The following is a 22,537-nucleotide window of genomic DNA, read 5'->3' on the forward strand; positions in this document are numbered from 1 at the left end:
TTCACTGCCTTACGGGTATTATTTCATCCCCTTTCGGGTTTTTTGCCGATAGGCGGTAGGGGTGATCCGATACCGTTCCTGAAAGAGCCGGGTTAAGGTCGATTGGTGCCGGTAGCCCACCTGTTGAGCAATTTGCATCAGGTTGTACTCCGTATGGGCCAATAAGTCTTTCGCGTTTTCCAAACGCAGATAACGGATATACGCCATAGGAGAGAGGCCAAACTGTTTTTGAAACCACTCACAATAATAAGAGGGGTGATAATGCTCCATACCGGCCAATTCTTCAATGGTAATTTGCCTGTGGTAGAATTGATGGATATACTCCAGGGAGGCCGGATAACATCGTTTTTCCAGCAGTCGTAACATATACCGGAACAAGTCCGACAGTCTTTGATTCGAGGTAGGTTTTTCCCCCACTTCATCACCTAAAAGGGTCTGAATTGCTCTCCATCGGTTATCCAGAAAGTGATCCAGCAATAATGTACTATTTTTCGGTAAATAAGCACTGGGAATATCAAAAACAAAAAATCGATTTGCAGTCCGGGAATGAAAAGAATGAAGGGATGCCGGGGGAATATAGACCACATTTTGCCGGTCATCCTTCACAAGGTAGGATTCAACCGTGACAGACAAGGTCCCTTTGATGGGCACAACCAATTGGGCCCACGGATGAACATGGGTATGGGGCCTTTCCGCAAAGGTCCGGCGGTCACAGACAATTTCATCAGGATAACCCATCTGCCTCTCTCCCTCCATTTTTTTACTCTATTTTAGCCGTAAACCGTTCTGAATACAAGGCCTAAAAAAAGAAACAGAGCCGTGCAACGGCTCTTCCAGCTGGATTTATCAATTCTCCCCGGCCAAACTATTTGTGACCATACTGGCTGTATACATCCGTCGCCAGATCATTGGCCATGGAGACCACGGAATCGGCCAGGACGTTTAATTTATCCACCGCAGAAGACACATCGGTGAGGGCCTCCGCCTGGTGGTTGGTCACTGCGGCCACCTCTTTCAAAGCGGAATTAATCTGTTGCACCGCGTTTTTCACTTTGTCCAGCGTTTGTTTAATGTTTTTGGTGGAAGTTGAACTGGTGTGGGCCAGTTTGCGCACTTCTTCCGCCACCACGGCGAACCCGCGGCCGTGTTCCCCCACCCGGGCGGCTTCAATAGCCGCATTAAGGCCGATTAAGTTGGTCTGGTCCGCGATCTTGCGGATTACTTCTATCACTTGGTCCGTTTCACCCACTTGCGCATTTGTTTCATGGGAAACGCCTTCCAGTTCCTGTCCTGTAGCAGAGAGCTCTTCTGCTTCTGCCGCAATTTGCTGCACAGTAATATCCAAATTTTTGATCGTCTCATTTAAAGAATTGGCAATTTTAAAAAGCTTGTCCTTTCTGTCCACGGATTGGAAGAGGGAGATGGTGCCCACCAGTTTATTCCCTTCAAAAAGCGGGATGCTAATGGCTACATGCTCGACGCCGAAAACTTCTTTTTTTACCACCTTCACAACGCGTTTTCTCTTTTGCATGGCCTCGTAGGAAATCCAGCTTGGTTCAATTTTTTCTCCCTGATAGGTTGGTACGGGCCATTTAAAGGTATGGGGATTGACATCATAGATGCACTTTTCCGTGTCACACAACAATAAGCCGATGTCGTCAACGGTAAACTGGTTGATATAAGGAGCAACTGCGATAAAATGTCGGAGTGTTTCGCAATATTCTTGGCCCTCTGCCACTAGTATCACCGTCCCTCATCATTTTGGGGAAAGATTTCGTCATTTTATGCAATTTTCCTTCTTCGATAAGAATGAAAATATTCGGACATACTAAAGGCAAATATGGAAGGAGGTTTCACCATGCAGCAAAAGCATCCCAAAACCGATGACCTGCGCAAGATGCAGATTGACCGCCTGACAGACTTTGTTCTGAAAAACAAAACCAGCCTGGGCACCCAACGCATTGTCTCCATGGTATTACATGATAAGAATAGATCCTTCAACGAAAACGACTTATTGGAATTCCGGGCCCAGGTGGGCAGGCTAAAAAGCGAAGATCTGGATCAATTAATGAATCTTATCCCCCAACCGGAAACGGACTATCTCCATTAACAGTTTCCTTGCCGATGATGATTAGGAAAATCGGGGACGGTTCTTGAATTGAATGCTTGTTTAAGGCTTTTAGTAAAAATTAAATATTACCGAATTAATTCAATTCAAGAACCGTCCCCAAATTTACCAAACTTATTTTATCAAATATAGTACCAAGGCGGCTAAAGACAGCCAGATAAAAATAATTCCTACCGCACCAGCCCAATTAACCGGTTTATTTTGTTCTCCAATTTCTTGAGCTCTCAAACGGAACTCCACCAAGATTTGGCCAGGAATGAGCCGCAACACAAGGGTGATTCCTAAAGGGATGATCAGCAAATCATCTAAATATCCTAACACCGGAACAAAATCCGGGATCAAATCTATTGGGCTGAAGGCATACGCCAGCAGACAAGCCGCCAGTATTTTGGGAAACAAAGGCACCCTGGGGTCTTTATAGGCTAAATAAATTACATAAATCTCTCGTTTCAATGCTCGTGCTTTTTGTTTATATTTTTCAAGAATCTTCATAAATGCACTCTATTAAGACTTTATGGGTATTTATTTCTCCACTGAAAAATCGAATCCTTTTATGTCTTTTTTTAATTTTGCACAAAATCCTAAAAAACATTGCACTCAGGTCTCTAAGAAATATTTAGCCGGTATCCTGCCCCCCATACGGTCTCAATATATTCCGGATTGGAGGTATCTTCCTCTATTTTTTCCCGGATTTTCCGAATATGAACGGCAACCGTGGCTATATCTCCCACATTATCGATCCCCCAAATCCTTTCAAAAAGCTGTTCCTTACTGAATACCCGGTTGGGGTTTTCCGCCAAAAATACCAGCAAATCAAATTCCTTGGTCGTAAAAAGAATTTCCCGGTCATTCAAATAAACCCGCCGGGAACTTTTATTGATGCACAATCCTTTAATCTTCAGCTCCTCATTCTGCCCCAGCTTTTTTTGGCCCACCAGGCGCTGATAGCGGGACAGGTGGGACTTCACTCTAGCTACCAGTTCTGCCGGACTGAACGGCTTCGTCATATAATCGTCTGCCCCCAGCCCCAATCCTCTGATTTTATCAATATCTTCTTTTTTGGCTGATACGATAATAATGGGTACGTCCATCCGGTTACGGATGGTCCGGCAGATTTCAAAACCGTCTATTTCAGGCAGCATCACATCCAGAATAATCATGCCGTAGTTTCCTTGAAGGGCCCGCTGCAGACCTGCCTTCCCGTTTAATTCAATGTCTGTTTCGTATCCATTGATCTCCAGGTAATCTTTCTCCAGTTCCGCAATGGATCGTTCATCCTCAATAATTAAGACCTTTCTCATGATGTTGCCTCCCCCCAAAAAAATCCCTTTCCCGTTTTTACTCATGTGCAAAACAGGCCGCCTTTTTTAAGGTGAAAAAAATGCTTGTCCCTAAGCCCTCGGTACTTTCCGCCCAGATTTTGCCCTGATGGGCTTCAATAATTTGCTTGGCAATGGAAAGGCCGATGCCGCTGCCTCCTGTGGTGCGGTTTCTGGCATAATCGGCCCGGTAAAACCGGTCAAAAATCTGAGGGAGTTTGTCTGCCGGAATCCCGCAGCCATTATCCCTGATTTCGATTAAGGCCCCATCTTTTTCTTCCTTTAAAACAATCATGATTTCCTTTTCCTGCTTATTTAAATGTTTTGCGGCGTTTCGGATGATGTTATGAATCACTCTCACCAGCCTCTGCCGGTCCGCCATGATTAAGTCTTTGCTTTGATAATGGGACTTGTAGTTGAGAATAATGCTATTTTCGCTTAACGTAAAATTCAATTCCTCTCTCACATCCTCAAAGTATTTCTCAATATCTACGCACTCAAATGTAAAAGGCAGTTGTTTGATGTCCAGTTTGGAAAAAAGAAATAAATCATCTGTCAAGCGCTCCATTTCCACGGCGTTGGTAAAAATAGTGTGAAGATACTTTTTTATCTTTTCCGGGTTATTGGCCACACCGTCCATAATCCCTTGTACGTAGCCTTTAATGGAAGTAATGGGGGTCTTAAGATCGTGAGAGATATTTGAGACCATCTCTTTTCTGCTCTCTTCGTACTGTACATTCAGCGTTTGCGATTCCTTCAGCTTGATCCGCATCTCTTCAAAGGCTTGGTAAAGTTGTCCGATTTCATTCTTCTCCGGATAGCTGATGGGGTAATCCAGATTTCCCTGCTGAATTTCTTTGGCCGCTTTTTTCACGGCATTCAAGGGCTGGATTAAGGTTTTGAACATGCGGTATGTCAAAAAAGTATTCATGGCAAAAATACAAATGATAAAGATTAAAAAAACCCATTTCACATACGCAATGTGTTTTGGCGGCGGAGCGCCTATGGCCCAGGGAACCCTTCTGCTTAGAAAGAGGTAGATGCGGCCTGGTGTGCCGTCACGGAAAGAGAAGGCCCGGCATTTAACCAGATAATCTTTTGCCATGGCGGAGACCCATTTTGTGGCAATGTCTTGTTGAAGAAATTTTGATAAATAAGGTTTTAGTTTTTCCGCGTCAACGGTCAGGGAATTATACATGTATTTTCCCTGATATTGAATGAGCATGCCCATCTGAAAAGAGGCCGTTTCTTCTCCTAATTGAGACAAATATGCCGGATCTTTAAAAGAATCCGGATTATGGACCAGGGTTTGATCCAATCCCTCCATAAAAATCATACTTGCTTTCATTTTTTCGTCTACCGCATTTTCGATAATCTGGAGCTGGTGATCCTGTTCATAATTGGTCAGAATCAGCTTGGCCGACAATACCGCCAGAAGAAGGGGCACCAGGATCATCATGATATAGGACGCCCAAATTCTTTGGATTAAGGTCACGTTTTTACCTCCTCAGGACCGGTTACGAAAAGATTTCCTTTTTTTCATTATAAAGCCTAATTTTAAATAACTTTGAAACTATTTCTAAATTTTTTATAAACTATAAAAACTTGCCTCATCAATAGCTATTTAACTAGATTTTCGAATTTGTTAATAAAATGTTTATATTTGGTTTAAGGTCAGTTTATTTTCTTTCTTTATAATGGTGAAAGTAGGAAAAGGAGGCAGTTCCTGCACATAAAGCTGAAGATGAAGGGAGATAAAAAATTTTGAAACGGTCCGCAGTAGTAATCTTTATTCTGTTGGTATCTTCTCTGTTGGGCGGTTGTGGCGGCCCACCACCCTCAGGCAATGAAAACTCCGCAATTGCCGTTAAAGTGGAACAGGTGGCAAAGGCAGATCTGAAAACGGCATTCCATACCTCCGGCCTGATCGAGGCATCAACTGAAGCAACCATTGCCCCGAAGGTTTCAGGACGTGTCACTGTGGTAAACGTGAAAATGGGCGACCGGGTGACCAAGGGACAGGTTCTTTTCCAAATTGAAGCCAAGGAAGCCCGGAACCAGTTAACCCAATCGGAGGCCGGCTTAGGCATTGCTAAAGCAGGTTATGATTCGGCGGTACAGGCCCTTAAGGACGCCCAGGCTAATTATGACCGCTACCAAACCCTGTACAAAAATGGGGTTGTATCAGAAAATGACCTGGAACAGGCTACTACCGCACTGGTCAATGCCAAACTCGGCCTGAAGCAGGCAGAGCAGCAACTGGATCAGGCGGAGGCAGCTTTAAGCACGGCCCAGGAAAATGTGAACGACTATTCGGTCACTGCGCCTATTGGCGGCCTGGTCAGTACCATTGAGGTGGAAACAGGGGAAATGGTAAGCAGTCAGACAGACGCCGCAACCATCGTTAATATCGACACCGTCAAGGTGAAAGCTTCCATCCCGGAAAGTGTGATCAACACCATCCAAACGGGAACAAAGGTACCGGTAGTCCTTGAATCTCTCAACAAGACTGTGGAAGGCACGGTCACAGCCATTTCCCCCAAAGCGAATTCCGCTACCATGGGTTACCCGGCGGAAGTGACGGTAGCCAATCCTTCCGGGACTATCAAGCCAGGAATGTCCGCTCAGATCAATCTTTTCACCGGGATTGTGCAAGATGTCATCGTCGTACCGGTGGATGCGGTGATAGAAAAGGATGGACAGCACATCGCCTACATTGTGGAAAATGACAAAGCTAAAGAAGTTTCCCTTCAAGTAGGGGTATCCAGTGAGACAAAGACAGAAATCACGGAAGGCCTTACCGTAGGGCAAAGTCTTGTGATAGAAGGCAACCGTCTTCTCTCCGACGGGCAGTTGGTAAGAGTGGTGGAAGAACAGGCAGGTGCTGCCGAATGAAAATTGCAGATTTCTCCGTAGCGCGGCCGGTGGCTATCTCCATGCTCATCATCGGGGTGATTTTTCTCGGCCTCTTTTCTTTACCTAATTTGGGCGTAGCGCTCATGCCGAACATGAATATTCCGGTGGCCATCATCAGTACCAGTTACGCAGGGGCGGTACCGGCGGAGGTGGAAAAAGTAATTACCAAAACCATCGAGTCCGCAGTAAGCTCGGTGAGCGGCGTCAAAGAAATTAGTTCTACCTCTTCCAACGGAAACTCTTTGGTGATGGTGCAATTCAACTATGGGACCGATCTGGATGATAAGGTAAACGATTTGCGGGACAAACTGGATGCGGTCCGGGGTACCCTGCCGGATGATGCGGGCAGCCCCACCATTATGAAAATGGATCCCAATTCCCAGTCCATCATGACCTATTCCCTTTCCGGGACCAGTCTCACCAAAATGAAAGAAATCGCCGAAGATACCATCGAGCCTGCTCTGGAACGGATTGACGGGGTCAGCTCTGTTTCCCTAAGCGGCGGCAAAGAGCGGGAGATCCAAATCCGGCTGGATCAAACCAAAATGGATGCCTATGGCCTGACAATCCAGCAAGTATCTCAGGCGATCTCCGGTGATGATATCACCGGTACGGCCGGAACCATCGTCAAAGGTTCCAGTGAAATCAGCATCCGGGTGATGAACGAATTCGACAGTGTGGAAGCCATTCAGCAGGTGCAGATCAGTGTCCCCGGGGCACAGGGGAACTATATCTCCCTTTCAGATATTGCCGAGGTCAGGGATTCTTTTAAAAAGGACAGCACCCTTACTTACGTGGACGGAAATTCATCCATGAGCCTGGATATTATGAAAACCTCGGACGGCAACACCGTACAGGTGGCCAAAAAAGTACGGGAGACCATGGCCGGCTTGATGCCGATCCTCCCGGCAGGTGTGAAGGTCAACCTGGTCAGCGACACTTCCACCACCATCAACGATACCATTAGGAGTGTTGAAGAGCACGGTATTCTGGGCGCACTCCTGGCGGTAATCATCCTCTATTTTTTTCTGCGCAGCGTGCGAAGCACCCTGGTGGTGGCCATCTCCCTGCCCATCGCCCTTATCGGCACCTTTATGGCTATGTATTTTGCCGGCCAGACCATTAACATGCTGTCTTTAGGAGGATTGATGCTGGGCCTGGGCTCTCTGGTGGACTTTGCCATTGTTGTTTTGGAAAGCATTTATAGAAAGAGGCAGGAAGGCTTTGATGTCGTCAATGCGGCGAAAACAGGCGCTGCGGAAGTGGGAACCGCCGTAATGGCCTCCGCTGCCTCTCAGATCGTGGTTTTTCTCCCCGTTGTTTTTGTCAGCGGCCTTGCCAGTATGATTTTTACCCCGCTGGCATTGACGGTCACCTTTTCTCATGCCTGCGCCCTCTTTGCCGCTCTCACTCTGGTTCCCATGATGTCCTCAAAGTTGCTCAAGAGCGTGCCCGCACCTGAACAGTTCGTGTATCAAAAAGGCAGCAAAAATCCGGTGACCCTTTTCGGGTACGGCCTGCAACGGCTAACTGCCGGATACAAAACCGTCCTTTCTTGGGCATTAGGCCACCGGAAAACAGTGGTGGGCACTACCCTTCTCCTCTTTTTCCTGAGCTTGGCATGTATTCCCCTAATCGGCATGGAATTCATGTCTTCCATGGACGAGAGAGGCGTGAATGTCACCATTGAGCTGCCCACCGGGACGAAACTGGATACAACCCGGGAAAAGGCGGAAGAAGTGGATCGTCTGGCCAGAAAAGCACTGGGTGAAGGGATTAAAAACGATTATATCACGGTAGGCGGAGGAGGCTTCATGTCTTTCTTTGGCGTTTCCGACAGCAATACAGCTACCATCAAATATAAGTTGCAGTCGGCGGAGCAATATCAGCCTACCGCCAATGAAGCGTCAGAAATGGTCCGGCAGGCTTTGGCTGATGTGGCGGGCGCCACCATTACCGTCGCGGTGGAAAGCGGGGCCATGGGCATGTCCAGCAGTGCTGTTGACGTAATTATCCGGGGTGACGATCTGGATATCCTCACAGAACTGGGGAACACGGCGGTGGGCATCATCAAGGAGGTGACCGGGACCAGAAACGTTGCCAGTTCACTGTCCAGCAACATCCAAGTACAGGTGGTTGTTGACCGGGAAAAGGCGGCCCGCTATGGGCTTTCCGCCAGTCAGATTCTTTCGGTGATCAAAACGGCTTTTGGCGGGTCGGTGATTGGCACCCTGCACACCGGGGACAATACGGTAGACATTCGGCTGAATTTCTCCGATGATTTCAGCCAATCCCAAAGCAATCTGTCCAGCCTGCTGCTCGTTTCTTCTTCCGGAGCCAAGGTGCCGGTGAGCGATGTCGCCAGCATCACCATTAATAATTCTCCCAAAGAGATCAGCCGCTCCGATCAAAACAGGGAGGTGGAAATTACCGCCGATGTTTCCGGAAGGGATTCCGGCAGCGTCAACAGCGAAATCCGGCAAAAACTTGCCCAAATGTCCCTGCCTCAAGGATATGCCATTGACTACAGCGGAGAGCAGCAAAATATGTCCGAGTCTTTCGGCTCCCTGGGCATCGCCCTCCTGCTGGCCGTTGTCCTTGTCTTCATGGTAATGGCGGCCCAGTTTGAATCCCTGTTCCAGCCCTTCATTATCATGTTTTCCCTTCCCCCCACCTTTATCGGGGCCGTGATAGGGTTGGGGGTTACAGGCAGCCGCTTAAGCGTTATGAGCCTCATCGGGGCGATTATGCTGGTGGGTATTGTGCTCAACAACGCCATTGTCTTAGTTGACTATATCAATACCCTGCGCAAGCGGGGAATCGAACGCCGTGAGGCGATCCTGCAAGCCGGGCCGGTCCGGCTGCGGCCGATTCTCATGACGACCCTTTGTACGGTACTGGCCTTGCTGCCTATGGCCCTGGGCGGCGGTTCCGGCAATGAGATGATGAAACCCATGGCCATTGTCATTGCCTTCGGCTTAACCTTCTCGACCCTGATCACCTTGGTTCTGGTACCGGTGGTGTATACCAGTTTCGACGATCTGCGGTCAAAAATTTCCCACTGGTTATCTGGCAAAATGGGAGGATCAAAAAAATTCTTTTCCCGATCAAACTATGCTTCTCCCGATGTATAAAAGTCTATCCTCCCCGGCATCCCGTCCCTGGCTGGAAAAGTTGTGACGCCATTCTCCTTCCTGGGCAAAATATAAATAATTAGATCATTCTTCTCCCCATCAAAAAAGGCATCATGACCCCATGATGCCTTAGTTTTTCAGCCTTCCCTTGCCCCTTTGCTATTTCACATAGTTGACAGTGCCTCTTTTTTCTCTGGGCGCCGAAAAATCATTCTCGGCAGCATGTCCCAGGATTACCGCACAAAAGACCGTATACCCTTCTGGTATCCCGGCTTCTTTTGCCAATTCCCCGGTCTTGTCTCCGGCAAATGCCAGCGTAGGGGTAATCAGATAACAGCTTCCCAAATCAAGGGCGGTGGCGGCTAAGATCATGTTTTCTGCTGCCAGGGCGGTATTGGCGGCACTATACGGATTGCCGGCCGGGGCAGAAAGAAGAATTGCTGTCGGAGCTGCGTAAAGAGGCTGATAACCGGGGATGGCGACTCTGCTCATCAAAAATTCATTGCCGGAATTGCGCATGGCATCGGCAGCCAGGTCGTTGAGTTTTTTCAATAAGGCGGGGTTTTGCAGGACGGAAATCTGATAAGCCCCGGCATTCGGCGGGCATTGGCCCGCATCTATGATTTTTGCCAGTACCTCATCGGAAATCTGTTCTTTTAGATAGGCCCGGACACTTTTCCTTTTCGCAATAGCTTCTAGTAAATCCATTTTTTCAACTCCTCACGATTTGAAATATTTACCTTCATCATAAAAGGATTTGGATAAATTTGCAAGATCTTCACTAGTAAATTCAGTAAATTCAGGGACGGTTCTTGCAGTAAATTCAGGGACGGTTCTTGAATTGAATGTGTTGCTAAATTAATTTCACCTTCTAGTAGTGAAATAGAGTAAATGATGCAAAAAATTCTTTCATTCAATTCAAGAACCGTCCCCGAATTTACTACATCCAGTTTTCAAAGATTTTGACCGCTTTTTCGCCGATCATATCCCACAGGGGGCGGCTTTGGTATTCTTTCAGCGTCAGCCTTTTACTGTGTTTAATGTCTTCCTCATACCAGCTCCGCTGGGCCCGGGCTGTTTTTTCATCCGCCATCAAGACACAGATTTCCGCATCTTCGCTCAAACCTCTTTTGTCAAAATTGGCGGAACCGATACAAGTTAACTGCTGATCTACGATCATACTCTTGGCATGCAAAAATCCCTTCCGATACTTCCAGACGGTGGCTCCTGCCGAAAGTACAGATCCTAAATTGCCCTGGGTAGCCAAATAGGTAGTGTTCACATCCGGATGTTCCGGAATCATGATTTCCACCCGGACACCGCGTTGGATCGCTTTTATTAAGGAATTGTTCAGACTTTTTTCAGGGATAAAATAGGGGGTGGAAATCAAAATTTCCTCTTTGGCGTTATTGATCAAGCCGCTAAATAGTTTCTCGATCTCCTTCTTATGCATATCAGGCTCGCTTGTGACGATCATTACCTGCTGCGCCCCGGACGACGCATGGGGCTGATAATATTTTTTCTGAAGGATTTTTTCTCCCGTAGAGAGATACCAGTCTTCCAAAAAGGCTGCCTGCATTCCTTCGACGGCCGGCCCTTTGATCTTTACAACCAAGTCCCGCCAGAACCCGATCCCCGGTTTTTTTCCCAGATACTCGTCTCCTAAATTAATTCCCCCCGTAAAGCCGACTTCTCCATCCACAACCACGATTTTTTTATGGTTTCTGTGATTCAACTGGCCGCGGACGATTGAAGCCAGGATAGGTTTATACGCTACCATTTTAATACCTGCCTGATTACAGTCGGCAATAAACTTGCGCTTTACGGACATACTGCCGACGGCATCATAAATAAAGCGCACTTCCACCCCCTGGCGTACCTTTTCCGCTAAAATACGCTTCATCCGTTGACCAATGGCATCATCACGGATAATAAAGAATTCGATGTGCACATGGTCTTTCGCCTGTTCAATGGCGGAAAAAATTTGCTCGAAGGATTGGTTCACATTATTCATAATCTCACTTTGATTTTGGGAAAAAGTATAGCCCAGGGAAGTAATTTGCGTTTTATCCCCGTGCAAATACTTCATATTCACCTGGTCTCTGTACGTGATCCTTTTTTGCGCCATTAACCGGTTATTTGGGGAACCATATGCATAAATACTGATGATTAAAATTAAGATTGCACCAAGGATGATCCAGTGATACCGCTTTTTCATCTCTCCTCCTGGGGATTTCTCTGATCGTTCGGATACTTTTTATAGGACGGCTGGGGAATGGCCCTCCTGGTTTTTCCGAAAGGCCTTAGCTGGTGGTAAACCAGGCCTCCCAACATGAAAATCCCTGCATATCCTACTAAAGGAAACAAAACCCGCACCAGGGCCGTAAACCCGAATTGAGCGGCTATCAAAGCACCCACACTGGTACCTGCTGCCAATAAATTCAGGCTTCTGCTCCCGGGCCGGGTAAAGCGCACGGTAAACCCATACAGGCTTCCCACTGCCGTCGTGTAAATCTCCAAATATAAAATCACGGCATAAGCAACTCTTACTAGGGGTGAAATCTGTCCCGCCACATAAATCATGGGCAGCTCAAAACGGGCCGCCTGGGGCATATGGGCCAGCGTGGCAAGGAAAATAGCGGCCGCACCGATTCCTAATCCCAGCCCGCCCCATAGGGCGCCTCTTCTGAGCACCTGAACATCTGCGCTTTCTTTGCCCATAGGAGCCAGCACGGCCACAGCCACCAGGAGATTGTAGGAAATATAGACGATGGCGGACACCGGCCAAAAAGGAACAGCGGGATTTCCTGCACCAATAGCCCCTTGAGAAGCGCCAGGAGAAAGACCCGTGTCGGCAATTACATAAGCGCCGATTCCCACCACCGATACGACCAGAACAGGCACCACAAAGCTGATGGCGGAAATCACTCCCTTTAATCCGAGAAGAACGGTACCCAAAGTAATCAGAATCAGCAGGCTGCTGCCCAAAAATCTAGACAAGCCCAGTTGTTCGCTAAATAGAGCGCCGGCTCCCGCTGCCATCACCGTTAAAGCGCCAAAGAGAAAAAACGTAATGATATAATCAATCAAAGCACCCAGCCATTTGCCTCCGGCATATTTAATCACGGGCACATGGGAATCCGCTTTCAATTCTGCACCTAATTTCAAAATCAAATAACCAAAATAGACAAACAAGATGGTGGCTACCAGCAGGCCTGCTAAACCCACATAGCCAAAATAGCCGAAAAACTGCAGTACTTCCTGTCCGGAAGCAAAACCCGCCCCCACAACAGTACCAATGTAAGCCGAAGCTACTTTAAACGTCGATAGTTTTTTTTCTCCCACTGGGCTCTCTCCTTTTTGCCATAGATGATGTTAGTTTGACAACAACCATTTTTTTTATGCCCTCCGGCTTCTTCCCTTTTCTGCCAGTGCGGCCTGGGGCATTTTTTAACCTTTCAAAAATTACATAAAGTTAACCCTGTATTAAAGAAATCTTTTTATTTATTACGTATTCTATGGTAAAGAGCTTTTCCGGCAAAAAATTTAGGGAGTACTTCTTGGGGGAAGCAGGTTGAAAAAGCGCCTGACACTTTCCAGGAAGTTCCCTCCCTTTAAACATAATAGAACTGATACTATTAAAAAAGGAGGTGTTCTGACTATGACCAAACAAATTGAAGAAGAGAGCATCATTGTCGGAGTAGATTTTCTAACCGGAAAAATTTTTGGAATGGGCATTGAAGAATATTGGCGCAAAGAAAGATTTGGTTACTAAAAATTAAATGAATCAGCATATAAAAAGTGTAGGAATATATCCTTCCTACACTTCTCCAGAGACTAGTCAATACCGGCCCGCAGCATTTTTGGCTGACCTTCTTGCTGATTATAAAACAGGGAAATCGCTTCATTAACGTTGATAAACATGTGCGCAAATTTGATGCCGGTCCATTCAAAAACCATTCCCGGTTTCTTCTTTTAAATGATTAACAAATGTCATTCCCATTCAATTCAAGAACCGTCCCTGAATTTCCTGTTTAATTTTGGTAGGGCTGCGGCTGGTTTTCCTCCCATGACGGGTACATATAAGGAGCTGTTTGAGTTTCCTGCTGCACCTGAAGAGCAGGAGCGTAAAAGACATCATCATACTCTTTCAGCATTCTTGTGGAGGAAAAATTCCACTGGGCCATATCAATACTGGCTTTCATCATTTCGATCCAACGGTCCCGTTGATTATAATAGGTGGGAATCACTTCATTAAATAGAACTTGGTATAACTCCTGGAGGTCTTTCTCGTCCTGGTCCCATGCTTCAGATTGCCTAGCGGCCTGTTCCAGCAGCCAACCGCTGATGCCATGCTGCAATCCTTCCGCCACCCACCCATCTACCACGCTGAAGTTGAGCACGCCGTTCATGGCCGCTTTCATCCCCGAAGTACCGCTGGCTTCTAAAGGACGCCGGGGATTATTCAGCCACACATCACATCCCCGCACTAAAAACCGGGCTACTTCCATGTTGTAATTTTCTAAAAACACTACCGCATTCCCGTACCTCCGGTCCATTTTCACCAAATCGCTGATAATCTCTTTTCCTAACTGATCATTGGGATGGGCCTTGCCGGAAAAAATCAACTGGATTTTCCCATTGATCAGTAAAGGATTGAGCAAGTCCGAATTGCGGAAAATGAGATCACTCCTCTTATAGGGAGCCGCCCGCCGGGCAAAACCGATCGTCAGCACCTCCGGGTTCAGTTGCTGGCCCGTGCGATGAAAGATATAATCCATCAGCTCTTTCTTACATTGTATGTGGGCATCCCATAAGCCTTCATCCCTGTTAAAGGCTTCTTTTACGCGCCGGTCCTGCCAGGTTTTTTCATGAACCCCATTGGTAATGGAAATAATCGGCGCGGGCAATTGAATGCTTTTCCACATATTGCGCGCGGTATGTCCATGCAGTTTTGATACGGCATTGGCCTTGCTGGATAACCTTAACCCGGCCACCGTCATATTAAAAGGGTCGCCCCCAATCTGGTTCATCTGATCATAATCCAGCCCGTTATAGGCATTCATGTGCTGCAGCAAAGCATGGTCATGAACTTCATTGCCGGCGGGAACAGGGGTATGGGTCGTAAAAACAATTTGGGACCGCACCGCCTGCCAGGCCAGGGAGAAAGATAACCCGGACTCCTCCATTCTTTCTCTGATCAGCTCCAGCCCGGCAAAGACAGCATGCCCTTCATTAAAGTGAAATAAATCCACATCCAGTCCCAGCGCGCGCAGGAGCCGGACTCCGCCGATACCCAGGATCATCTCGGCGGCAATGCGGTCTTGGGCGCCGCCCCCATATAATTTGCTCGTCATCCACCCGTGCCGGCTGCCGGGAAAATTGGTATCCAGCAAGTATAAGGGAGCATTGGCATAGCAGTCCACCAATTTTACTTTACATTCTACATCTTCCCCCCGGATCTGAACATGGACGGATACTCCCGTATCCTTTACCATATGATAGTCGTAATGGGGATAAACATCATAGGGCCGCCCGTTTTCATCAATATACTGCTCCGTGTAATCATTGGCCCATAAGATGCCGATCCCTATCAGGGGGTAATTTAAATCATAAGCCGCTTTCAGGTAATCTCCCGCAAGTATGCCCAGACCTCCGGCATAAACAGGCATCTTTTCATGCAAGCCATATTCCATGCAAAAATAAGCCACTTTAGGAAGTTGATTTGGATGATTCATGGTCAGCCGGTATTCGGCCTTACACCTCCTAGCCAAACAAGTTATTTTTTTTAAACGCACCTTCTTTTATTTTGTTATGAATCCCTGTAAAATATGCGAAAACAGGCTTGACTGGGTCAAGCCTGTTTCTGTTTCTCCTGACAAAAGGAAAACAACTGCTCGCATAATGGTTGGAAGATCTCCGGCCGCCCGGAAGTAAAGCAGGAAATCGTCCGTTCTTTTGGATCCCGGTCGGAAAGCAGCCCTCTCTGTCCCAGGATCCGGGCCAGGTGCTTTACCGTTCCCCGGTTGCCGTCAATAATTTTCACCCCGGGAATTAATTTTTCGATTTCATGCTTAATAAAAACATAATGGGTACAGCCTAAAACAATGGTGGCGATCTCTTCCCGGTTGATCCCGGAAAAGACCCGCGCCAAATAATCCTCTATGGTCCGGCCTGTATAAACGCCTCTTTCGATCAGATCGGCCAATCCCGGACAGGAAAGAGGAATAATATCACGCCGGCTCAGGTATTGGTTTAGCAAATTATTGAATTTTTTCTCCCTTAAGGTAATCGGCGTCGCCATGACCACAATGGTTCCCTGATTGTCCATCTCTACGGCGGGCTTTAACGCCGGTTCCATTCCAATCACCGGAATGGTCCATTCCTTACGCAAGTCACTAATGGCGACACTAGTTGCCGTATTGCATGCCACCACCAGTGCTTTGATCCCTTTTTGTATCAAAAACTCGACCGCCCCCATGGACAGCCGTTTAATCTCTGCCACTTCCTTGGTTCCGTATGGGTTATGAAGGGAGTCCCCATAATATACGAAGGATTCCCGGGGCAGCAAACAAGCTGCTTCCGCTAATACGCTAACCCCGCCCAACCCAGAATCAAAAAAGCCGATGGGAAGGTGTTTGTCAAGAATCTCGCTCACCACCTGAAGTTTTATCCTTTAAATTATAATCCTTCCCTCTGGAAGGTTCAACTGATAAAGTTCCTTAAGCGGTTCCCCCGGGTTTTTTTCTTGTTTGGGGAGATTTTCCCCTTTGCCTGAAGTAAAGTAAAAAAATATACCCCAAAACCATCCCGGTAACCGTAATCAGTACAACGGTCCGGATCATGGGATCAGAGATATACTGGAACAGGCCCAGATATCCGAAGAGGATAAAGATGCCGGCAGAAAATAGTTTCACCGCTTTTTCGGGAATCTTTTTTCCCAGCACGATTCCCACCATAATTCCCAAAGCGTTACTGATCATCATCCCCGCTGTGGTGCCCATCCAAACCGCAAACAGGGAATGGTATTTCGCCCCCAAGGCAATACTGGCCAACTGGGTCTTGTCCCCCATTTCAGCAAGAAAAAAAGCAATTGTCACCGTCCAGAAAGGGGTAAAATATGTTTTTTTCTCCTCTCCCGCCAGCTGATCCCCCCGGAGGGTCCAAAGGCCAAAGACCACAAAGGATAAGGCTGCTAAAATCTGAATATAGGAAAGGGGAATCACGTTTGTTAAATAATTACCCAATCCCACCGCCAAAAAGTGATTGGCCAGCGTGCCCACCAATACGCCGGCAAATACCGTTAAAGCATTGAACCGGGTGGCCAGCGCCACACCCAAGAGCTGGGTTTTATCACCCATCTCGGCTAATACTACAAAGATCATCGAAGCCAAAAATGCATCCATTACCTGAACCTCCTAAACAAAATTTTTGAGACAAAAATAAAAGACCTTAGGCATAATAAAATATACCAAAGGTCTCGTTAGACAGGATCCTGCCGGTAAAGCCAGGCCCAGGGCCAGTATGTTGACTTTACACAGAAACTACTCCCCTAAAGTTGTAAATTAATTATACTCCCAAGCTCCCCCAAATGCAACCGGCTTTTTCACTATTTCTATCAATGCCCTTTTCTCAGCATGTGCGCAAATGCATCGGGCAGATCGGATTTCTCAATAGCCGAAGCAGTTGCCTCCACATCATAAGCTACATCCAAAAACTCCACGGCAATACCCTTTGTGATCTGGATCAAAGCATAAACCGCGGAAGATTTACCGTGCTTAGGCTTGCCAATGCTTCCCGCATTCACCAGATGCCCTTGGTCCCATTGTTTATGACAGGGAATATGGGTATGCCCGCAGATCAATACATCTGTGTCTTCTTCCTCCAGCAGACCTTTGAGGTAATGCTCGGAAGTATCTGCCGAAAGATACTCATTTAAAGCTTTGGGGCTGCCGTGGACAATGAGAAGCCGCTTTCCCGCCGCTTCGATACGGATTTCATAAGGCAAAAAACGCAAAAATTCTTTGTTTTCCTCCGAAGTGTGCTTTTTGGTCCAAAGGAGGGACTGTTCCCCTAACAGCCTGGCCTGATCGTCCTTGAAATCACAACCGCAGACCGGACGGAAGAAACCGACGCCGTCATCATAATTGCCCATGACACAGGGAATGTTTCGTTCCTGAATCAGGTGGATCACTTCATTGGGAAAAGGGGCATAGCCCACCAGATCACCGGCACATACCGTATAATCCACCTTTCTTTTTTCTACATCGGCAAGCACGGCCTGCAAAGCGGCCAGATTCCCATGAACATCGGAGAATACCGCTATCCTCATGGTTGAACATCCTCCTTTAAATGATCCTTATATTTCTGTTCCCGGTTGGGTACTTTTTTTATTAATCAGGTGAATTCTGAACCAAACCGCATTAATCAAGAAAAGGGCGGCGGAAAAGAGGAACAAACCCCGGACGCCAATGATTCCCGCCATCATTCCCCCGGTAACCGGTCCCAGCATCATGCCGATATTAAAAAAGCTATTGCTGTACCCATAGGTGCTGCTTTCCATCCCCTGGGGCGCATACCAGCGGATCAGGGTATTTACGGCGGGGATTAGTCCCCCCACGGCGATGCCGAACAAAAAGCGGCAGATTAATACCTGGCCATAGGACGTGACCAAAGCATGAGGAATTAAAGAGACCACGCTGGCGAGAAGACTGTAAAAAAGAATGCGCTCTGAGCCCACCCGGTCCCCCAGCCGTCCAAAAATAGGAGAAAAAAGCACGGAAGCCACTCCTGCCGCGGATACGGCCAGCCCGATCAAAAAAGAGGTACTGCTCTCATTATGCTCTAATTCCTGAATAAAAACCGGCAAAAAGGGATTGGTGCTTAAAAGAGCAAACTGAATCAGCATCCCGCTGGTAAACAAGGCAGGCAGAGGAGGCGTAGAAAATATTTTTTTGGCATCAGCGGCCATCCGGGAGCCGGAAACACCCGGGACCGGTTTATTTATTTCCTTCACATAGACTACTACCAGCAATGTGGCAAGAAACAGCACCAAACCGGTAACAAAAAAAACATGGCGCAGACCAATCAGTTCTGCCATCACCCCGCCGATTACCGGCCCTAACACGGATCCCCCTACTACCGCAGCATTTAACGTCCCTAAGGCAAAACCTACCTTTTCTTTTGGGGAGTCGGTAGAGACTAAAGCGATGGATGCGGGATTAAAGCCGGAAATCGTCCCGTTGATCAGACGCAGAATAAGCAGTTGCATGGGGGTCTGGGCGATACCCATGAGGGCGATGATTGCTCCAATTCCTAACCCGGAGCGGACAATCATAATTTTCCGCCCATAGCGGTCCCCCAGTTTGCCCCAGATAGGGGAAACAATCATCATAGACAAGAAACTGGCTCCATAGATGATCCCGGTCCAAAAATTTATTTGGCTGTCTCCCTCGACCCCTAGATAATCTTCCAAATACATCGGCAAAAAAGGAATGATCGAACTCCATGAAGCCATCACTAAAAACAGGGCCACACAAAGTACGGCCAAATTCCGTTTCCACTGTTCCATTTATTTCATCCCCATTACTTGTGCCGGAACTAAAAATCTCATTCCACACAAGGCAAATTGGATACAAAGTGATAGAGTTGCTCCAAAGACCCCATGTGGTCTGCCTGAAAGCCGGGTTCGCCCCGGTCAATCAGGCAATCGGTCACAAGAAATGTCGCCATGCCCATGGTTCCCGCCACCAAATCCTCCTGAACATCATTGCCGACCATCAGGCATTCTTCCGGCGCAACCCCCAGTTTTGCGCAGATTTCCTGAAAATAATGGAGATGGGGCTTACAGCCGCAACTGGTTTCATAGGTAGTAACAAGGGCCCAGGGAAAGTGGGCTACCCCAGCCCATATCATTCTCTGCTCCGTTGCCATCCGGGGGAAAACCGGATTTGTCGCTAAAGCGATTTGATATCCTTTTTCAACGACCCGGCTGACGATTTGTTCTGCTAAATGGGAATACCCCGCATATTGCTTCAGTTTGGGAAATTCCTGCTCGTAAAAAAGATTGAACAGGTCATACACGGTTTCTTTTTCCTGTTGCATCCCTGGTAAAAAGCTGGTCATAAATACTTCTTCATTGGTATACTGCCCTGGGTTTTTCACCATTTCTTCCGTTGAAAACATCAAGCATTTCAGGAAAGGCGCCGGCTCCGCCATGTTCTTGAAATAAGGAGTTACCGCCTGGAAATACCTGCGCAGAAAAACATCAAAATCGACGGGCAACAAGGTGCCGTCCAAATCAAACAGTACTGTTTTTATCACCTGATCACCTCTATGAAAGCCCTGGGGGCTCCCGTTTTTCAAAGTTACAGCGGCAGGGAAAGACATGTCTTTTAAAAAATAAGCCTTACGATTTTACCGATGTAAAATCACTAAGGCTTATTATAACACAAAACGATAGTAAATTATTTCCTTAATATGGGTGCAGCTGCCAAAATATTTTCCGAAATATTTTTGAACTTGCCAAAGTTTTGCACAAAGCGTTCCGCTAACTTTCGTGCGGTTTCCTCGTATTGATCCTGATCCGGCCAGGTGCTTTTGGGATTTAAGATCCCATCAGGAACTTCAGGACAAGTTTTCGGCACGGCAAAACCGAAGAACGGATCGGTCTCATAGGCTACCCCATTTAAATCTCCCTTGATGGCCGCCCTGACCATGGCCCTGGTGTAAGGCAAGCTCATGCGCTTGCCAATCCCATAGGGTCCCCCGGTCCAGCCGGTATTCACCAAAAATACATTCACCTGATGTTTTTTAATTCTTTCTTGCAAAAGCTGGGCATAAACCATGGGAAATCTGGGCAAAAAGGGCTCCCCGAATCCGGTGGAGAAAGTCGCCTGCGGTTCGGTAATGCCTCTTTCTGTCCCGGCCAGCTTACTGGTATACCCGGAAAGAAAATGGTAAATCGCCTGTTCCGGAGTGAGCTTGGCAATGGGAGGCATGACGCCAAAAGCATCCGCCGTCAATAAAATGATCGTTTTTGGGTGGTCCCCTATGCCGGGAATCACGGAATGGGGTATGTAATCAACCGGATAGGCCGCCCGGGTATTTTCCGTTAACGCATCGGAATCATAATCGACAGACCGGTCGTCTTCATCCACGACCACATTTTCCAGGACCGCGCCGAAACGAATGGCCCCCCAAATCTGGGGTTCATGTTGGGCAGACAGCTTAATACATTTGGCATAGCAGCCTCCCTCAAAATTAAAGATGCCGTTGTCCGACCAGCCATGCTCGTCGTCCCCGATCAACCGGCGTTCCGGATCTGCGGAAAGGGTGGTCTTGCCCGTCCCGGACAGGCCGAAAAATAAAGCGGTGTCCCCCTCCGGCCCCAGATTGGCGGAGCAGTGCATGGGGCATACCCCTTTTCCGGGAAGCAAATAGTTCATACAGGTAAAAATGGCCTTTTTCATTTCTCCGGCATAACAGGTGCCGCCAATAATAATAATCTTTTGTTCAAAGTTCAGTACCACAAAAGCCTCGGAACGCGTGCCGTCTATTTCCCGCAAGGCATTAAAGCCGGGCGCGCAAATCAGGGTGAATTCAGGCTGATGCGCTTCTAATTCTTCCTTGGAAGGACGAATAAAAAGCTGGTGCACGAAAAGATTTTGCCACGCATACTGGTTAATCACCGTAATCGGCATGCGGTGGTCCGGATCCGACCCGCAAAACCCGTCAAAAGTAAAAAGATCCTTCTCTTCAAGGAACGCCATTAAACGGTAATAGATGTGCCAGAAAGTGTCCTCCTCCATGGGCTGGTTGGTTTTTCCCCAGTCAATGGCCTCATGGACGGAAGGCGTATCCACAATGAAACGATCCAACGGAGAGCGTCCGGTATATTTCCCCGTTTTCACACACAATGCCCCGTTGGCGGCCAGTATTCCTTCTTCCCGGTTTAAGGCCATTTCCACCAGCCGGGCAGGTGCCAGATTTCGATATTGATGGTTTATGTTGATAATACCTAATTTATCCAATAAATTGGCATTACTCATAACCCTCCCCCCTTTACAGGGGAATCATACCAAAAATGGCCCTATCCAGTCAATGTAAAAAACAAACTTTGTTGCGGAAAATAAAAAGTTCTAATTTTTTCAATTTTATCTCAATACAGACTTTTAATACAACCGGTTTTCATCTCTTACTGAGGGGGGGCTGTCTTCTCTCTCATCAAAACCTGCGCGTCCTTTTTTCTCCGAAAAAAAACACCGTTGATCACGGTGTTTAGAGCATCTTTTCCAAAAAGGTTTTGATTCTCGGGTGACGCGGGTTTTCGAAAAACTCCTTGGGGCAGCAGTCTTCTAAAATTTCTCCGTTATCCATAAAGATCACCCGGTCGGATATTTCCCGGGCAAACCCCATTTCATGGGTCACAATCAACATGGTCATATGTTCTTGGGCCAGTTTTTTGATCACATTCAGCACTTCTCCTACCAGCTCCGGGTCCAGTGCGGACGTAGGTTCATCAAAAAGCATAATCTCCGGGTTCATCGCCAAAGCCCGGGCAATGGCGACCCGCTGTTTTTGTCCCCCGGATAATTTGGAGGGATAGGCGTCCTTTTTCTCCAGCAAGCCTACTTTTTCCAATTGCTTCTCGGCGCTGGCCACGGCCGCGTCTTTGGCCATCTTATTCACCACCATAGGCGCTTCGATCACATTGCCCAAGGCCGTCATATGGGGGAAAAGATTGAAGCTCTGGAACACCATGCCCATTTTTCGATAGGTAGCCCGGATATCCTGGTGAGCGGCGGTCACTTTCACACCCACATCTCCTGCTGCCTCCACCAGCATCCCTTCGATCTCCAGCATGCCCCCGTCTATTTTCTCCAATTGGTTCATGCAGCGCAGCAAGGTGCTTTTTCCGGAGCCGCTGGGCCCGATAATGGACACAATTTCCCCTTTGTTTACTTCCAGGGACACCCCTTTTAAAACATGGAGACTGCCGAAATATTTATGGATATTGCTCATACGGATCATCGACATTG

The 22,537-nt window shown here is 47.5% G+C and carries 20 protein-coding genes; 3 read left to right on the forward strand and 17 right to left on the reverse strand.

Translation table 11 applies throughout. The features are described 5' to 3' along the window. Positions 1-18: 18 nt before the first annotated feature. Together DCMF_RS17720 and DCMF_RS30260 are read right to left on the reverse strand one after the other, a co-directional pair. Entirely contained in the window at positions 19-738 is a 720-nt protein-coding gene (locus DCMF_RS17720) for a helix-turn-helix transcriptional regulator (protein ID WP_214658704.1), read from the reverse strand. Positions 739-865: 127 nt separating this feature from the next. After that, positions 866-1,531 (reverse strand): methyl-accepting chemotaxis protein, encoded by a 666-nt coding sequence (locus tag DCMF_RS30260; protein ID WP_148137964.1) that lies wholly within the window; start codon positions 1,529-1,531, stop codon positions 866-868. A 327-nt stretch (positions 1,532-1,858) separates the two neighbouring features. On the opposite strand from DCMF_RS30260, the gene DCMF_RS17730 reads away from it, so the two are divergent. Further along, a complete protein-coding gene (locus DCMF_RS17730) occupies positions 1,859-2,110 on the forward strand; it encodes a hypothetical protein (RefSeq protein ID WP_148135651.1) in 252 nt (83 codons plus the stop codon). Positions 2,111-2,242: 132 nt separating this feature from the next. Here the strand turns inward: DCMF_RS17730 and DCMF_RS17735 are convergent, their stop codons facing one another. From DCMF_RS17735 to DCMF_RS17745, 3 genes are all read right to left on the reverse strand, one after another. Then, positions 2,243-2,620 (reverse strand): YkvA family protein, encoded by a 378-nt coding sequence (locus tag DCMF_RS17735; RefSeq protein WP_148135652.1) that lies wholly within the window; start codon positions 2,618-2,620, stop codon positions 2,243-2,245. Positions 2,621-2,733: 113 nt separating this feature from the next. Next, positions 2,734-3,429, reverse strand: coding sequence for a response regulator transcription factor (locus tag DCMF_RS17740; protein ID WP_148135653.1), 696 nt, complete (start codon positions 3,427-3,429; stop codon positions 2,734-2,736). A gap of 37 nt (positions 3,430-3,466) precedes the next feature. After that, positions 3,467-4,942, reverse strand: coding sequence for a sensor histidine kinase (locus tag DCMF_RS17745; RefSeq protein ID WP_148135654.1), 1,476 nt, complete (start codon positions 4,940-4,942; stop codon positions 3,467-3,469). A gap of 269 nt (positions 4,943-5,211) precedes the next feature. Between DCMF_RS17745 and DCMF_RS17750 the strand changes: the two genes are divergently transcribed. Further along, the gene (locus DCMF_RS17750; RefSeq protein WP_214658705.1) at positions 5,212-6,342 is read left to right on the forward strand and encodes an efflux RND transporter periplasmic adaptor subunit; all 1,131 of its coding nucleotides are present in this window, start codon (positions 5,212-5,214) and stop codon (positions 6,340-6,342) included. Further along, a complete protein-coding gene (locus tag DCMF_RS17755) occupies positions 6,339-9,497 on the forward strand; it encodes an efflux RND transporter permease subunit (protein ID WP_148135656.1) in 3,159 nt (1,052 codons plus the stop codon). Before DCMF_RS17750 ends, DCMF_RS17755 begins: the two co-directional genes overlap by 4 nt. 159 nt (positions 9,498-9,656) lie before the next feature. Here the strand turns inward: DCMF_RS17755 and DCMF_RS17760 are convergent, their stop codons facing one another. The 12 genes from DCMF_RS17760 to DCMF_RS17810 all read right to left on the reverse strand — a co-directional run bounded on the left by DCMF_RS17760 (position 9,657) and on the right by DCMF_RS17810 (position 22,535). Next, on the reverse strand, positions 9,657-10,205 hold the full coding sequence (locus DCMF_RS17760; RefSeq protein ID WP_148135657.1) for a nitroreductase family protein: 549 nt from the start codon (positions 10,203-10,205) through the stop codon (positions 9,657-9,659). A gap of 232 nt (positions 10,206-10,437) precedes the next feature. Next, positions 10,438-11,715, reverse strand: coding sequence for a cardiolipin synthase (gene cls / locus DCMF_RS17765; RefSeq protein WP_148135658.1), 1,278 nt, complete (start codon positions 11,713-11,715; stop codon positions 10,438-10,440). Continuing rightward, positions 11,712-12,842 carry a YkvI family membrane protein gene (locus DCMF_RS17770; protein WP_214658706.1) on the reverse strand — a complete coding sequence of 377 codons (1,131 nt, stop codon included), beginning with the start codon at positions 12,840-12,842 and terminating at the stop codon, positions 11,712-11,714. The genes cls and DCMF_RS17770 overlap by 4 nt, the downstream gene beginning before the upstream one ends. Positions 12,843-13,334: 492 nt before the next feature. Next, entirely contained in the window at positions 13,335-13,457 is a 123-nt protein-coding gene (locus DCMF_RS30140) for a hypothetical protein (RefSeq protein ID WP_257790917.1), read from the reverse strand. Positions 13,458-13,531: 74 nt separating this feature from the next. After that, positions 13,532-15,235, reverse strand: coding sequence for an alpha-glucan family phosphorylase (gene glgP, locus DCMF_RS17775; RefSeq protein ID WP_148137965.1), 1,704 nt, complete (start codon positions 15,233-15,235; stop codon positions 13,532-13,534). A gap of 116 nt (positions 15,236-15,351) precedes the next feature. Beyond that, positions 15,352-16,158 (reverse strand): glutamate racemase, encoded by an 807-nt coding sequence (gene murI / locus DCMF_RS17780; RefSeq protein ID WP_148135659.1) that lies wholly within the window; start codon positions 16,156-16,158, stop codon positions 15,352-15,354. Positions 16,159-16,219: 61 nt separating this feature from the next. After that, the gene (locus DCMF_RS17785; protein ID WP_148135660.1) at positions 16,220-16,903 is read right to left on the reverse strand and encodes a TMEM165/GDT1 family protein; all 684 of its coding nucleotides are present in this window, start codon (positions 16,901-16,903) and stop codon (positions 16,220-16,222) included. A 212-nt stretch (positions 16,904-17,115) separates the two neighbouring features. Further along, positions 17,116-17,829, reverse strand: a complete 714-nt coding sequence (locus DCMF_RS17790; RefSeq protein WP_148135661.1) for a metallophosphoesterase family protein — start codon at positions 17,827-17,829, stop codon at positions 17,116-17,118. A 27-nt stretch (positions 17,830-17,856) separates the two neighbouring features. Continuing rightward, positions 17,857-19,068: an MFS transporter gene (locus tag DCMF_RS17795; RefSeq protein WP_148135662.1), complete on the reverse strand. Its 1,212-nt coding sequence runs from the start codon at positions 19,066-19,068 to the stop codon at positions 17,857-17,859. A 38-nt stretch (positions 19,069-19,106) separates the two neighbouring features. Continuing rightward, entirely contained in the window at positions 19,107-19,820 is a 714-nt protein-coding gene (locus DCMF_RS17800; RefSeq protein ID WP_214658707.1) for an HAD family hydrolase, read from the reverse strand. Positions 19,821-19,963: 143 nt separating this feature from the next. Beyond that, a complete protein-coding gene (gene pckA / locus DCMF_RS17805) occupies positions 19,964-21,547 on the reverse strand; it encodes a phosphoenolpyruvate carboxykinase (ATP) (protein WP_148135664.1) in 1,584 nt (527 codons plus the stop codon). A gap of 229 nt (positions 21,548-21,776) precedes the next feature. After that, complete coding sequence (locus tag DCMF_RS17810) at positions 21,777-22,535, reverse strand: amino acid ABC transporter ATP-binding protein (protein WP_148135665.1); 759 nt, start codon at positions 22,533-22,535, stop codon at positions 21,777-21,779. Between the last annotated feature and the right edge of the window lie 2 nt (positions 22,536-22,537).

The sequence above is a fragment of the Candidatus Formimonas warabiya genome (assembly GCF_002777255.1).
GTDB lineage: Bacteria > Bacillota > Dehalobacteriia > Dehalobacteriales > Dehalobacteriaceae > Formimonas > Formimonas warabiya.

Bases quoted from the DNA above. Each gene is read 5' to 3' on its own strand.
- DCMF_RS17720 (WP_214658704.1), bottom strand. From the start codon at position 738: ATGGGTTATCCTGATGAAATTGTCTGTGACCGCCGGACCTTTGCGGAA.
- DCMF_RS30260 (WP_148137964.1), bottom strand. From the start codon at position 1,531: ATGCAAAAGAGAAAACGCGTTGTGAAGGTGGTAAAAAAAGAAGTTTTC.
- DCMF_RS17730 (WP_148135651.1), top strand. From the start codon at position 1,859: ATGCAGCAAAAGCATCCCAAAACCGATGACCTGCGCAAGATGCAGATT.
- DCMF_RS17735 (WP_148135652.1), bottom strand. From the start codon at position 2,620: ATGAAGATTCTTGAAAAATATAAACAAAAAGCACGAGCATTGAAACGA.
- DCMF_RS17740 (WP_148135653.1), bottom strand. From the start codon at position 3,429: ATGAGAAAGGTCTTAATTATTGAGGATGAACGATCCATTGCGGAACTG.
- DCMF_RS17755 (WP_148135656.1), top strand. From the start codon at position 6,339: ATGAAAATTGCAGATTTCTCCGTAGCGCGGCCGGTGGCTATCTCCATG.
- DCMF_RS17760 (WP_148135657.1), bottom strand. From the start codon at position 10,205: ATGGATTTACTAGAAGCTATTGCGAAAAGGAAAAGTGTCCGGGCCTAT.
- cls (WP_148135658.1), bottom strand. From the start codon at position 11,715: ATGAAAAAGCGGTATCACTGGATCATCCTTGGTGCAATCTTAATTTTA.
- DCMF_RS30140 (WP_257790917.1), bottom strand. From the start codon at position 13,457: ATGGTTTTTGAATGGACCGGCATCAAATTTGCGCACATGTTTATCAAC.
- glgP (WP_148137965.1), bottom strand. From the start codon at position 15,235: ATGAATCATCCAAATCAACTTCCTAAAGTGGCTTATTTTTGCATGGAA.
- DCMF_RS17785 (WP_148135660.1), bottom strand. From the start codon at position 16,903: ATGGATGCATTTTTGGCTTCGATGATCTTTGTAGTATTAGCCGAGATG.
- DCMF_RS17790 (WP_148135661.1), bottom strand. From the start codon at position 17,829: ATGAGGATAGCGGTATTCTCCGATGTTCATGGGAATCTGGCCGCTTTG.
- DCMF_RS17795 (WP_148135662.1), bottom strand. From the start codon at position 19,068: ATGGAACAGTGGAAACGGAATTTGGCCGTACTTTGTGTGGCCCTGTTT.
- pckA (WP_148135664.1), bottom strand. From the start codon at position 21,547: ATGAGTAATGCCAATTTATTGGATAAATTAGGTATTATCAACATAAAC.
- DCMF_RS17810 (WP_148135665.1), bottom strand. From the start codon at position 22,535: ATGTCGATGATCCGTATGAGCAATATCCATAAATATTTCGGCAGTCTC.